Genomic DNA, 12,790 nt, shown 5'->3' with positions numbered 1-12,790 from the left:
GGATGAGAGCAGCTATATCCGTATGCATCCCTTAAAAAGCTTCCCTCCTGCGGTATCTAAGACCTGTAAAATCTGATCCTTTCAATTCATTACTGATTCAGCTTTACACCACAGGCTATTTATAGTAAAGTTTAACTGGAAAGAAACAAAGGAAACAGTGTCCTGCAGAGTATACTGTTCCCCCGTTTATGAATAGGAGGTTGTGTGGATATGTTAGGTATGATCATAGATATCATGAAATTTCTACTGCTGGTTTATATCGCATTGGAGCTGCGGGATATTTCTGCAAAGCTAAGCAATAAATGAGATGTTCTGTCTATCCAGCCGAAACAAACACGGCAATCGTGGAAATCCCGTTCCTTACTACAGACATTCCTGTTCTCTCTCAGGAAGACAACAGTTTTGCACTGCTTGAATCGCAAAGCAATCACGGTATGATAACAGGGATCGTCATGAAAAGGCTTTAAACCGGAAATAGATAATTGAATTGACTGAAAAAAAGAAGAAAGAAAGCTCCTGTGAAAAGGAATTTGTTTCTTCTTTTTGTTTTTTTTTATGCTTGTCTTTCAATGCGGGCAAGAAGCAGGAATACACGATTCCCTTTTACACCTTGCGCTTTAGCGAACCAGCAGCCTTCATACGTATAGCAGATGCCTTACAGCCCGATCATTTACAGCGATGCAAAACCTGCTTCCACTCCTCGCACATTCCCTGTGTGTAGAAATCCACCAGCTTATCCCAATCCTGCGAAAGCTCTTTTGTTTTCATGCCATATCGAAGTGCCGCTGCCAGAACCTCCAGCAGCTCTCTGCTGTATTCCCCCTGCTCCTGCATCAAAGACAACGGCTTGCGGATTCTTTCCTCAGGCTTCAGCTTTCTTTCAACATCCCGAACATTGCGCGCTACGGTATCTTTGATATTTCGATTTTGAAACTTTCGAATCGCCATTTCAGAAAACGCGGTCTGCTCCTGCATGGAAACATTATACACAGTAGTGATACAGCGATTGATTACTTCCGCTATCCGTTTGATTTTCTCAGTTATTTCAATATCATTCGCGGCTTCGGCATAATCCGTATACCCCTTTTCATACCCCAGATAGGCTATGCATGCACTGATACAGTTATACGTATAGATTTTGCGCTCCAGCAAATCGGAAAAATGTGTTTCCTGTACGAAGCCGTATAAGGGAAGCTCATGTCCCAATGCTACGCTGTCGTAGGGAAGATGGTCCAGATTTTCACTGAAGATATCCAGTGAATCACGCTGTCCAAGCGTTGTACAGAATATGACAGCTTCACTCAAGTGTATTCGGGAATCACTGCGCAATACAGCAAGGGGTGAGGATGGCTGTATTCCATTTTCTGCAACAAGGATATCCAAAGAACGCCTATCCCGCTCCTGCAATGCCGCCTGCAAAAAGGGCAGCAATTCCGCAACGTGATCGGCACCGACACTGATGAAGATACGTTCTGCCTGTGCGATGTTTGTTATCGCACGCTCATCCGTTATCGTATAGGCTGTATAATTATCCACCTTCAGAGGCTCCCGCTCACTTCCAAAGCGAATCGTATACGAAGGCTCCTTGCGCAGCTGCCGGATCAGGTTCTCATCACGATCCAAAAAAACGGTTTCTTCCTTTGACAGATACAGCAGACGGTTTAAATAGCCCCGCCCGCTTAATCCGGCACCGATGATTACATTTTTACTCATGTCCCTTGACCAGCCCTTCCTTACATATCCTATCCACAGCCTTCAGCACCTCCCGGTACAGTGGCTCCTGCTCGTTCAGTTCACATACGGTCTGTAATACATAGGGTATCCCGTGCTCTCTTCGCATCGCTTTCAGCTTCCTTGCGGACGCATCACTTTCCTCATCAAAGAACAGCGCCTTTGCGATGGTTTCAATTATCACTCGGGGATAAACCCCATGGTTCAATGCCATTCTTGCCGGTGCAATCAGCCGATCCTGTGCTCCCAGCTTGCGAAGCGGATCCTTTCCATGCCGTATGACACGGTCGACAATCGTCCAGTCTGTATATTTTGCTCTTGCCTTTTCCGCAAAGGCCTTCTGCTGCTGCGGATCGACATGCAGCTCCGCCACCAGTGTTTGGTTGATTTCCTCATATACCTCATCCAGCAAGGCGGAAACCTCCGGGCTGTTTGCGGCCTCTGCCAGCAGCTCATAGCCTGCCAGATAGCCATGATAGGCGATGACAGCGTTGCTTGTATTATTGGTATACATTTTCTGGGTTAAAAAATCACCGAAGTTCTGCATCAGCTCCGCATCCTGAATCGGTGGAAGCTCCCCCTTGAAATGCTCGGCACTGATGGGAAGATACCAGTAATTCTGTACCCATACACCTGTTGCATCCTGCATTGCAAGTTCATCACTGGGCTGGGTCGCAGAGCGCATGATAACTGCCTCGTTCACACCGACAAACTGATCAAACATCGTTTTCTCCTGTTCCTCCATCTCTGCCGTAATCCCTTCATACAGAAACGCTCCCGCATGTCTCCAGTTCTCGCACGTCACGAAGTTAAACGGCTTTTTCGGTATGCCGTTTTCCTTATATATTCTTCCGATTTTCTCACCCAGTGACTTCAGGTTTGCACCACCTACGGAAACAAAGGCGATATCCGCTTCCACAAGGGCAGCACCAATGCGTTTTTCATCCTCCAGCTGTACCGCCTGAAAGCCTGTAACATCACTATCCAATGAAGAATCTCCCAGAATATACACATGGTATTTCTGATCCTTATTCAAACGATCCACCAGCTGTTGATCGATATCCACAAACGTGATATCCGCCTTACTGAGATACAGCAGCTGCCCGATAAATCCACGGGCGATTTTCCCCGCACCAAATACAATAGCCTTCATCTGTTATCCTCCTCGTATAATTTTCTGCTTTCCTGCATACGCTGATTCCCTCACTTCCTGCATAGAGAACAGTCGTAGATTGTTGGTATGATTCTAAAAGAACCCCCGCCAATAGCAGTTGTGCGGCGGGGGTTGAATTAACACGCGTTTGCGATATCGGTAAATATCCTTGCCCGACGTGTCAGCTCCTCGAAATTTCCTTCAGCGATAACCTTTCGATCGATAAAGCGGCCGCTGATGCCTGCTGCACAGTATCCGGCGTTCAGATACTCCTTGAAGTTCTCCTCATTTACACCGGCTGCCGCAAGGAATTTCACATGATTGATCGGCCCTTTGATATCCTTCAGATAGGACAGTCCCAGCCATCCTGCAGGGAATATTTTCACGATATCCGCTCCGGCATTGTGTGCCTGCAAAATTTCTGTTGAGGTCATTGCTCCGGGTATAGAAATCAGACCGGCTTCTTTCGTTGCACGAATCACCTCCGTATTCACATCCGGTGACAGGCAGAATTCTCCCCCTGCCTTCTTTGTGGCAAGCACATGCTTTACACAGGTTACTGTGCCGCTTCCCACCTTCATCTGTGGAAAATGCTCTTTGATTGTCCTTATTGCACCGCATGTCTTCTCTACCGCATCGGGGTCTGCCTGATCAAAGGTAACCTCCACTACACGTATACCGCCATCATACAGCGCTCTGATTGTTTTGATCAGCTCATTATCATACAAGCCGCGGCAGATAACGACCACCTTGTGCTTTGCGATAAATTCTACAATTTCATTCATCCTGTTACCTCCGGTATACGACCTGACTGCTTCTGATACGCATCGGTATACCGTTTCCTTTCTATAAATATTTTGCGATATCCTCTTCCGGTTCTGTAACAATGACACGCAGGAACACGTTGATTCCCTTGTTTAACAGATTGCGGAAGGCTTCCTTTTCCTCTTCACTGACAGATATGTTTTTGAACATCGGCTTTCTTCCGGCCTTCGCGCCGATTCCTCCGACATTGATGCTCTTCAGACGGACACCGGCATCGCTCAGCTCATCCAACACCACCGGTGTCTTTACAAGAATGATGATTTTCTCATGCTTTCCATCTTCATTCAAGTATCCGATTGCATCCTTGACACTTAACACCTTTAAACTGATTTTGCCGGGAACACTGGATTTCATAACCATCTGCAGAAAGGAATCCTTTGCGACGCCATCATCGATGATCAGTACCTCATTCGCCTCGGTATACTGAATCCATTGTGTCATGACCTGACCGTGAATCAGACGGTCATCAATTCTTGTCCAAACGATATGTTTCATATAAGGTTTCTCCTATCATTTTGTTACTCCAAAATACTCCATCAGATGCTCAACGGCGGCATGTGACATGGTATTGACTGCCTCCACACTGACGGCGGCTGTATGCGGGCTGCATACCACATTGTTCAAACCGATAAATTCCGGATTCATATGTGGTTCCCCATCAAAGACATCCGTTCCGTACCCATAGATACGTTTTTGCCGTAATGCCTGAACCATGGCCGTTTCATCGATGAGAGAAGCTCTTGCGGTATTGATGAGGACAGCCTCGGGCTTCATCAGCTCCAGCTCCTGCTGAGTGATGAAATGTGTTCCATCCGCGTTGCCGGGAACATGCAGTGTAATGATGTCCGCCTGTTTGAAAATCTCCTGTGGGGAAAGCAGACAGATTCCCTCTTTTTCGCAGTATTCTTCATCTGCGAATATATCGTACCCTAATATCTTAGATTCAAATCCCTTGAGACGTTTTACAACCTGACGGCCGATTGCGCCCAGACCGAATACTCCGACTGTCTTATGGCATAAATCCATACCGGTTTCCTTTTTCCATATCCCCTTTTGCAAGGAGGAATGCACATTGCATACATGGCGCAGGGTCGCCAGCATGAGGGCAATCGTATAATCTGCCACCGCCTCCGTATTACAGTTTTTCGTCACCGTGACAGCAATGCCTCTTTTTTCAGCCTCCGCGGTATCAATGTTGTCAATTCCCACACCGTATCTGGATATAATTTTCAGTTTGTCAGCCTTATCCAGCACCCGTTTACTGACAATATCAGAGCCAAGTATAATCGCATCCACGCCGGGAACCTCGTTCATCATTTCTTCCTCGCTCATAATATGATGATAGCGGTTATCAAGCAGCTCCCAGCCTAGATCCAGCATCCGCTTCCGCGGAGCCTCATCAAATTTTCCAAAGCTGTTGGATGTAATCAGAACCTTCATATACTGCACCTGCCTAAACGATTCCCAGCAGTCCACCGATGATTCCGATGGCAAACAGAATGAGCAGAACCTTGTTTACACTAACTTTTTTATTCATCAGATAAAACGTCAGCATGACCATGCCAAAGGGAAGCAGATTGTTTACAACCTTATCCAGAATATCGGTCTGTACCGCCAGCTTGTTGTCACCCAGAGCAATCTCTGCAGTTGAAGTCAGCTTTACAGTCGTGGCGGCAAGTGCACCGATGGTGATGGAGCCCATAGCGGTTACCATTGTCATGATTTTCTCCATCTTCCCGCCGCTGAAGAATTCACCGACGAAATCGCGCCCCTTGTCATATGCCTTGCGGTACAGCGTATAGCTGATACCGAAGTTCAGTGCCAGCGTCACAAAGAAATAGAAGATCGGTCCCAGAAGATTTCCTTCCTGCCCGATGGAGATTGCGATGGAGCCGATGATCGGAATCAGTGTTCCCTGCCGCAGGGTATCTCCGATTCCCGCAAGCGGTCCCATCAGAGAAGTCTTGACCGCACTGATCGCAAGTCCGTCGATCTCCGCACCACAGGCCTTTTCTTCCTCCATGGCAATCGTAAGACCAAGAATTACCGGCCCTACCAGCGCAAATTCCGAGTTATAAAATTCCATATGACGCTGACATGCTTCTGCACGTTCCTCAGGGTCTGTGTATAATTTCGCGATAACATTCTTCATACCGGAGAAAAATCCGGGTGCCTGCAATCGTTCATAGCTGCAGCAGGCCTGTGCAAACACCTCAAACATGAAATAGGATGTATTCAGATCCTTTATTGTCAGCTTTCTTTCCGTCACCTGTTCACTCATTCCTCATTCCCTGCCTTTCCGAATTTCAATTCACCATAGAAGTAAGCAGCGATTGCCGCAAAAATTGATACCACCAGCATACTCAGTCCGGAGTATGTTTCCAGGAAGAATCCGAGTGTAAAGAAAATCAGGATTCCGTTTCTTGTATTCAGCATACGGATGATCATGGCAATACCGATGGCAGGAAGAATCCCGCCGATCACACTCAGAATATGAAGCGGCTTTCCTGCCAGCATGTCCAGCAGTCCCTGCGTAGCCGGTGCACCGAAGTAAACCAGCAGCGCACATGGAATCATGGTTACTGCATATCCGAACAGCTGCGTCGGTACCAGCTGCCAGAATGCCATTTTTTTAATATCCCCGGTAACTGCATATTTGTCCATCTGGTGCACAAAATAGATGTTTACAGTTTGACGAAGCGTCCATACCATCGTTCCCATAACTCCGAGCGGAACCGCAATCGACATAGCGACCTGCGGTGTGGCATTGGCGCTCAGAGCAAGGGCTGTCCCCACAACACCGCCGATTCCGGGATCCGTTGGCAGCGTACCTCCCGCATTTACAAAGCCCAGATACAGGGTATTGATCGTAGCCCCCATGATACAGCCTTCCACCGGCTTTCCAAGGATCAATCCGACAATCGTTCCCGCACAGATCGGCTGGCGTATGGAAACACTGCCCAGCCCGGTCAGCCAGGGAACCCCGTTGTTTGTTAAATAGTAAAGCGTACCAATCAGAATGGCCTGAATAATTGAAATCTGCATAACTTATCTCCTTTCAGCAATCTGCTTATAACTGAAACTGATTTCTCAGATCCAGAATACTGTTCCCACCAACTTCTAATGCGTGCTGCTTCAGCTCCTCCAGCTTCATAAAGGTCTTGCTCGTAGCCACCTCCAGAAGAATCGGAAGATTCACCCCGGTGATACACTCACAGTGAACGCTATCCTGCAGCTCGTGCATCGCCCTTGCTGCCGCATTGGACGGACTACCTCCGAATAAATCCGTCAGAATCAGAACACCGTCTCCCTGTGAGCACTCAGACAATCTGATTATCGCCTCCTTAATCGTGTCCTTCAGATTATCAACACTGTCTCCGTGATATAAACCATGACTTTCAATCAGCGCTGCTTCTCCCATAATCAGTGCCGCACTTGACAACAGCGCCTGTGCCAGATCGCCATGTGTCACCAATAACACTGCAACCATATTTCTACCTCCTCATTTCACCAGCTGCCGGTTGTTCGACAGTCGTTCTCAACTTCGAGTGTATTGTATCACGCTGTTTTCGCCACACAAAATCGTTGCTTTTTTTACACAGTAAACAAATTGTGTAAAGCGATATTTCATGTATATATCAGCGGTTTCTTTTTATTTTTACAGAAAAAGTAACCGCTTTTCTTCCTATCCATACATATGTGCGTAAGTTTTTGCACAATCATGATGAATTAAAAATACATTCTGAACAGCAGTGTGTAAGCGACTCGCCCATTTTACACCAAATACCGGATATTTTTGTTATAATGTCAAAAAGGAGGTTAGGCTATATGGACAAGAAAAAAGAAGAGGTGTATCAGCATCTCATCCGTCATACAGCAAAGCAGCTGCAGCAGCGCGGAAGTCTGGGAAGGGATGCTTTGAATATCAGTCTTGATCTGCAAATGGACCGCTCCAATGTATCGAGACTTTTAAACCAGCTGCATCATGAGGGAAGACTGATTAAGACGCAGGGACGTCCGACTCTGTTTTTTGCCAGAACACCATTGGAAAATGAGCATCCGGATGTACATATCCCCAGTGTCATTCCAAAGGGGAAGAGTATTCAAAGCTACCTGAAGGAGGAGCATGAGCTAAAAAACGAACAGACACAGGCGGATGTTTTCCGTCAGTATCTCGCAAACCGCGATACCAGCAGTATGTTTGAGCCGATTCAACGGGCGAAATCCGCTTTGCTGTATCCGCCGCAGGGGTTGAATATTCTGTTATACGGGGATCCCTGTGTCGGAAAGCTTAACTTTGCGAAAACGATGTTTGAATTCTGCCTGCAAAGGAAAATCTTTACTCATGGATCACGGATCGTTGTCTTTGACTGTCTGAATTATGCCGATCAGGAGCCGGAGGAAATACTCAGTAAGCTGTATGGCTATTATGATGGCAGCCATTTGAAAAAGGGGCTGCTGGAAGCAAGCAGAAACGGTATGCTCATTCTGAATCACATGGATCGTCTTTCCTTTTCCGCCCTGACCAGTCTGTACAACAGTATGATCAGCCAATCCTATACGCCGCTGCATCTTCCTTCCAAGGAATATCCGATTCGCTCCCTGATAGTGGGTATCTCCAACACGGAAAACATGATACTGAATCCGGACATACGCCGCTGCTTCCCTATGCAGATACATATCCCCTGTCTGCGGGAGAAATCCATTCAGGAAATGCTTGTTCTGACGATGCAGTATTTCCAGCAGGAGGCTGCACATATCAATAAAACCATACGGATATCAAAGGGCGCACTGAGCTGTTTTGTTATGTCGGACTATTCTGGGAACCTGCCTCATCTGCATGCGGAAATCAAGCAGGCCTGTGCACACGCCTTTCGCAGCTATCTGGAGCAGGAGGCTCTGTTTGTCAGTATTGATTATGATGATATTTCCACACAGGTATTAACGGATATTTATGACGTGAATGAACGCATGAGTGAACTGGATAACATTCTGAATCTGTTTGCCGGTGAGTATCTGTTTTTCTCAGCGCTGAAACAGAATCAGGAGCTGGAGCTGCTGTATGATCTCAATGACGGTACCAGCAAAAAGGACAGCTATCTGGACAGCATTGATGATAAGCTGATCAATCTGTGTATACAGGATATCAATGCAGCAATCGGTATCCACCTGAATACGATTCGCTCCGTAATGCTGAAGCAGGTTTATGATCTTTTGTATCCGATTCTGCAAAACAATCCGATTTGTAAGAATGAAAATCTGCTGTACGGTTTACTTCTGCATGTATCCAATTCCATCAGCTGCATACGCAGTGGTAATCAGGAGCTTGGCTTTCGCCGGGCAGAGTACCGTATCGCCAAGCAGGAGGATTATGACTGTGCGCAAAGCATTGTTTCACACATTCACACGCATCAGGAGCTGCAGCTTCCTGCCGAGGAAACGGATTATATCGCCACCTATCTGTATCTTTCCTCACAATGGATCGACAGCAATTATATTCAGCTGCTGATTATCAGTGTGGATAACGATACAGCAAAGGAGTATGCCGATTATTTGAACAGCCTGTCCTTCAAAACTGAAATTCACTACCTTCGTCTGCATTCACAGACCTCCCATGAAAAGAATTGCAGGCTGATTGCCGATACGATGCATTCCATCAATCGCGGGAAGGGTGTTGTGATTGCCACAGACAGCAGTACAGTCACAGCAAGTGAAGCCATGCTGAAAAAACTGAGTGATGCTGCGTTTACCATTGTAAGTGATATATCGGTAAAAACACTGATGGCGATTGTGGAAAAGATGGAATCACTCGGTTCCACCTTAAGTTCCATCCAATATTTCCGACAGGAAAACACAAGGGATGCGGCAAGTGTAAGCGAAACGGAAACACATGCACAGGAGCTGCTGAATGATATCACAAACAAGGTACTGTCTGAGTCACTGGTATTTCTGAATCCGCATAAGGTCTGTCAGTCTCTGTTTAATGTATTGATCAATATTCTGCATGATTTGAATATTTCCTATACGGATGATTTGTTGATTAAGTTCATATTCCACAGTGGATTTATGATCGAGCGATGCATACGAAAAGAGCCCCTGTCCTATCCAAAGGCCAGAGGCATCATCAATCAGTATGATCAGATGTATTATATCATGGAGAAAAATTTTGAAATTATCTCTGAAATTTTCAACGTGACGATCCCTTCTTCCGAAATGGCGATGATTATGGAGATATTCCTGCCATATATGTAGGATGTGTTCGCTTACTTTCTAGCGTTCCGTCATGAAAGCAAACAAGGTCAAACGAAAGGTGAACCTAAAAGCAGCGGGAAGAAGCACGATGTAGGGGTTGCACCTCACTGCTGCTTTATCCTAAGGACGTATGTGATGTGATGAAATGTAGGAACATAAGGCTGCCTCCTTTTCGAAAGGCTATACAAATGAATCCCCTTATAGGTCTTCATTTCCATCAACAGCTTTTCTGATATCGCCAAACACTCGTTCGAGCGAATATCGTTCCTCACTTGTTTCCGCAATACGATCAGCCTCATCCAGCTTGGTCTCTACAACATCTGTAAGACTTGCATACCGTTCCAGACTCATAACCACCATTGTACCATAGCCGTTCTTTGTAAGGTAAACGGGTTCCCCACCATTTACGATCTCTTCAATTTCAGAGAATTTAATAATAACAATATAAAAAGTTATTTCTGTATGGTATCATCCACCAGCGTAACGCAGTTCGGATGCAGCCATAATAGAGATGCCGGAGTAGAGGTTGCTATTCTCTGACTCATAAATGCCTGATAGGCTGCTTCCTTTCGATCCCCGCAAACCAGCATAAGAATCTGCCCTGATGTAAAGATTCCCTGCAGTCCTATCGTCAAACCTCCCTTAGGCTCATAGCCCTTTACCATATCGTGTGTTTTTGTTTTCTCATCCAGCTCTGCATAATGTGCGTTCAGTGTAAGGAAATCCGCAGGCTCATTCAATCCGAGATGTCCATTCATTCCCAGTCCGAGAATCATGACATCAATCGGATGCTCTGATAAAAACACATCCATCCTATCCAGCTCCTGCCTGATATCTGCCGCATCGGACACAAATTCAACGACCGCCTTTGGCTGCATATACAGCTGATCCAGCAGATGCTCCCTGATAAAGGTGGTACACGTACAGGCTGCCTGCGGCTCTACTCCATACCATTCATCCAGCTTCACGAATGTGATTTCGGACAGGTCGATTCGTTCCCTGTTCACCGCTTCACATACCAGCTCATACATCCGCGCCGGAGAGCTTCCGGTCGCAAGGCAGATAACTGCATCCGGCTTCTTACGCAGTGTATCCAGCAGCAAATCCGCAGCCTCTTTTGACATTGCTTCATAATTCTCTGTATGTATCAGTTTCATAATTACCTCCTATTTTTGAAAAAAGCTATCCGAAATTCTTATGTGGATAGCTTTATTTTATCATATTTTAAACAAGTCCGATCCATGCGCCCAGAATGGAAAGCACGATAATGGATACAATCAAAACGATTGGATTCGCCTGTTTCTTTTTCAGCAGCCAGAACAGCAGCAGGGTAACACACATTGGCAAAAAGTTCGGGAAGATTCGATCGAAGAACTCAGCCTGTACCGCAACCTCGATACCACCGTCTACCTTAATGACAGGCAGCAGGTTAATCGTAACATAGGAAGCAATCAGCGCACCGATTACCGTGATACCCAGAATTGTTGCGGAATTGGCAATCATATCAGAGTTCTCTGTGATGATATCAATGGAACGTGTTCCAAGGGTGTAGCCAAGACGGGTCCAGACGATACGCAGAATCCAGATAACCACATAGGTCGCAAAGAAAATAATCGGTCCCAGAACGGATCCCTGTGATGCAAAGGAACAGGAGATACCTGCGACAATCGGCAGAATGGTGAACCAGAAGATTGCATCACCGATACCGGCAATCGGTCCAAACAGGGCCAGCTTCAGACCCTTGATAGCATCACGGGTTCCTCCACCTTCCTCCAAGGACATCATCAAGCCCATCAGAAAGCCGACTAGGTTTGGATGTGTATTGATAAATTCCAGATTATCTGTCATTGCGGCAGACAGCTTTTCCTTGTCATCTCCGTATACCTTTTCCAGAGCAGGCAGCATTGCCCATGTAAAGCCACAGGCCTGCATACGTTCATAGTTGAAGGATGCCTGCAGGAAGGAAGAACGTATACCAAGCATTGTAATATCATGTTTTGTTAATTTTTTAGATGCCGACATTCGTGTCACCTCCAGTTATCCCTGCGTTTTTCACAGCTTCTTCGATTTCGTCTTTTCTCTGCTTCACACCGAAGAAGTCAATCAGTGCAAATACGGTACCAAGCAGCGCTACCGGCAGCAGGTTCGGCATTTCACAGAAGCATGCCATCAGGAAGCCTGCAATAAAGTAAGGTGTGTATTTTACCTTCATCATAACACGCAGAAGCATAGCAAATCCGACTGCCGGAAGAATACCGCCGGCAACCTCAAGTCCGTGTGTGATAACGGCAGGCAGTGCGTTTACAAAGTCAGCCATCGGCTGCTGTGCAACATAGGTACACAGGAATGCCAGTGCTCCATAGGTCAGTGAGATAATGGTCATGGTTGTGAAGTTGATGCGGCGGATTCCCTTTACATCAGCCTCTGCAGCACACTTGTCGGCTTTTCCCATAAAGAATGAGAAAGCGGAATAATAGAACAGAATGACATACTGTCCCAGGAAAGAGAATGGCAGACAAAGACCCAGAGCAGCTTTTGGATCACAGCCGGTTGTATACGCCAGTACTGTCCCCATCAGACCTGCGAATACAGGGTTTGGCGGCTGCGTACCACCGGCCGGTGTCAGCCCTGCGAATGCAAGCTCAATCAATGCACCAACCTTTAGCCCCAAGGTAATATCACCCAAAATCAGTCCCGTCAGTGTCGAAACGATCAGCGGACGGAAGATAAAGAACGCTTCGAGGAAGAAATCAAGACCGACGATAATCGTCATAATGGTCAGTAGGATTCCCTGTAAAAGTGTAATCTCCATATTACTTTCATCTCCTT

The 12,790-nt window shown here is 46.4% G+C and carries 13 protein-coding genes; 1 reads left to right on the top strand and 12 read right to left on the bottom strand.

Translation table 11 applies throughout. From position 1 onward, the window contains the following. Positions 1-666 precede the first annotated feature (666 nt). The 8 genes from ACG3M1_RS03375 to ACG3M1_RS03340 all read right to left on the bottom strand — a co-directional run bounded on the left by ACG3M1_RS03375 (position 667) and on the right by ACG3M1_RS03340 (position 7,199). Positions 667-1,713 (bottom strand): mannitol-1-phosphate 5-dehydrogenase, encoded by a 1,047-nt coding sequence (locus tag ACG3M1_RS03375; protein WP_008818482.1) that lies wholly within the window; start codon positions 1,711-1,713, stop codon positions 667-669. Then, positions 1,706-2,884 carry a mannitol-1-phosphate 5-dehydrogenase gene (locus tag ACG3M1_RS03370; protein ID WP_008818481.1) on the bottom strand — a complete coding sequence of 393 codons (1,179 nt, stop codon included), beginning with the start codon at positions 2,882-2,884 and terminating at the stop codon, positions 1,706-1,708. The genes ACG3M1_RS03375 and ACG3M1_RS03370 overlap by 8 nt, the downstream gene beginning before the upstream one ends. A 137-nt stretch (positions 2,885-3,021) precedes the next feature. Then, complete coding sequence (locus ACG3M1_RS03365; RefSeq protein ID WP_008818480.1) at positions 3,022-3,669, bottom strand: bifunctional 4-hydroxy-2-oxoglutarate aldolase/2-dehydro-3-deoxy-phosphogluconate aldolase; 648 nt, start codon at positions 3,667-3,669, stop codon at positions 3,022-3,024. Positions 3,670-3,730: 61 nt separating this feature from the next. Then, on the bottom strand, positions 3,731-4,204 hold the full coding sequence (locus tag ACG3M1_RS03360) for a PTS system mannose/fructose/N-acetylgalactosamine-transporter subunit IIB (protein WP_008818479.1): 474 nt from the start codon (positions 4,202-4,204) through the stop codon (positions 3,731-3,733). Positions 4,205-4,219: 15 nt separating this feature from the next. Further along, positions 4,220-5,149, bottom strand: a complete 930-nt coding sequence (locus tag ACG3M1_RS03355; protein WP_054344397.1) for a phosphoglycerate dehydrogenase — start codon at positions 5,147-5,149, stop codon at positions 4,220-4,222. Positions 5,150-5,162: 13 nt separating this feature from the next. Then, positions 5,163-5,990 (bottom strand): PTS system mannose/fructose/sorbose family transporter subunit IID, encoded by an 828-nt coding sequence (locus ACG3M1_RS03350; RefSeq protein ID WP_008818477.1) that lies wholly within the window; start codon positions 5,988-5,990, stop codon positions 5,163-5,165. Next, a complete protein-coding gene (locus tag ACG3M1_RS03345; RefSeq protein ID WP_002607261.1) occupies positions 5,987-6,754 on the bottom strand; it encodes a PTS mannose/fructose/sorbose/N-acetylgalactosamine transporter subunit IIC in 768 nt (255 codons plus the stop codon). Before ACG3M1_RS03345 ends, ACG3M1_RS03350 begins: the two co-directional genes overlap by 4 nt. A 25-nt stretch (positions 6,755-6,779) precedes the next feature. Beyond that, on the bottom strand, positions 6,780-7,199 hold the full coding sequence (locus tag ACG3M1_RS03340) for a PTS sugar transporter subunit IIA (RefSeq protein WP_002607260.1): 420 nt from the start codon (positions 7,197-7,199) through the stop codon (positions 6,780-6,782). Positions 7,200-7,537: 338 nt separating this feature from the next. Between ACG3M1_RS03340 and ACG3M1_RS03335 the strand changes: the two genes are divergently transcribed. Then, positions 7,538-9,961 carry a PRD domain-containing protein gene (locus ACG3M1_RS03335; protein ID WP_100933835.1) on the top strand — a complete coding sequence of 808 codons (2,424 nt, stop codon included), beginning with the start codon at positions 7,538-7,540 and terminating at the stop codon, positions 9,959-9,961. A gap of 198 nt (positions 9,962-10,159) precedes the next feature. Here the strand turns inward: ACG3M1_RS03335 and ACG3M1_RS03330 are convergent, their stop codons facing one another. The 4 genes from ACG3M1_RS03330 to agaC all read right to left on the bottom strand — a co-directional run bounded on the left by ACG3M1_RS03330 (position 10,160) and on the right by agaC (position 12,773). Next, a complete protein-coding gene (locus tag ACG3M1_RS03330) occupies positions 10,160-10,417 on the bottom strand; it encodes a type II toxin-antitoxin system prevent-host-death family antitoxin (protein ID WP_040014057.1) in 258 nt (85 codons plus the stop codon). Continuing rightward, positions 10,414-11,118 carry a 6-phosphogluconolactonase gene (locus ACG3M1_RS03325; protein WP_008818474.1) on the bottom strand — a complete coding sequence of 235 codons (705 nt, stop codon included), beginning with the start codon at positions 11,116-11,118 and terminating at the stop codon, positions 10,414-10,416. The genes ACG3M1_RS03330 and ACG3M1_RS03325 overlap by 4 nt, the downstream gene beginning before the upstream one ends. Before the next feature lie 67 nt (positions 11,119-11,185). After that, positions 11,186-11,983, bottom strand: a complete 798-nt coding sequence (gene agaD, locus ACG3M1_RS03320; protein ID WP_002607255.1) for a PTS galactosamine transporter subunit IID — start codon at positions 11,981-11,983, stop codon at positions 11,186-11,188. Beyond that, positions 11,970-12,773: a PTS galactosamine transporter subunit IIC gene (gene agaC, locus ACG3M1_RS03315; protein WP_002607254.1), complete on the bottom strand. Its 804-nt coding sequence runs from the start codon at positions 12,771-12,773 to the stop codon at positions 11,970-11,972. The genes agaD and agaC overlap by 14 nt, the downstream gene beginning before the upstream one ends. Positions 12,774-12,790: the final 17 nt, after the last annotated feature.

It is taken from the genome of Clostridium sp. 10cd* (genome assembly GCF_044336395.1).
In the GTDB taxonomy this organism is placed as follows: Bacteria; Bacillota_I; Bacilli_A; order Erysipelotrichales; family Erysipelotrichaceae; genus Clostridium_AQ; species Clostridium_AQ innocuum.
This window is presented reverse-complemented; position numbering and strand designations above follow the sequence as displayed.

Coding starts and splice junctions, on each gene's coding strand:
- ACG3M1_RS03375 (WP_008818482.1), bottom strand. CDS start 1,713: ATGAGTAAAAATGTAATCATCGGTGCCGGATTAAGCGGGCGGGGCTAT.
- ACG3M1_RS03370 (WP_008818481.1), bottom strand. CDS start 2,884: ATGAAGGCTATTGTATTTGGTGCGGGGAAAATCGCCCGTGGATTTATC.
- ACG3M1_RS03365 (WP_008818480.1), bottom strand. CDS start 3,669: ATGAATGAAATTGTAGAATTTATCGCAAAGCACAAGGTGGTCGTTATC.
- ACG3M1_RS03360 (WP_008818479.1), bottom strand. CDS start 4,204: ATGAAACATATCGTTTGGACAAGAATTGATGACCGTCTGATTCACGGT.
- ACG3M1_RS03355 (WP_054344397.1), bottom strand. CDS start 5,149: ATGAAGGTTCTGATTACATCCAACAGCTTTGGAAAATTTGATGAGGCT.
- ACG3M1_RS03350 (WP_008818477.1), bottom strand. CDS start 5,990: ATGAGTGAACAGGTGACGGAAAGAAAGCTGACAATAAAGGATCTGAAT.
- ACG3M1_RS03345 (WP_002607261.1), bottom strand. CDS start 6,754: ATGCAGATTTCAATTATTCAGGCCATTCTGATTGGTACGCTTTACTAT.
- ACG3M1_RS03340 (WP_002607260.1), bottom strand. CDS start 7,199: ATGGTTGCAGTGTTATTGGTGACACATGGCGATCTGGCACAGGCGCTG.
- ACG3M1_RS03335 (WP_100933835.1), top strand. CDS start 7,538: ATGGACAAGAAAAAAGAAGAGGTGTATCAGCATCTCATCCGTCATACA.
- ACG3M1_RS03325 (WP_008818474.1), bottom strand. CDS start 11,118: ATGAAACTGATACATACAGAGAATTATGAAGCAATGTCAAAAGAGGCT.
- agaD (WP_002607255.1), bottom strand. CDS start 11,983: ATGTCGGCATCTAAAAAATTAACAAAACATGATATTACAATGCTTGGT.
- agaC (WP_002607254.1), bottom strand. CDS start 12,773: ATGGAGATTACACTTTTACAGGGAATCCTACTGACCATTATGACGATT.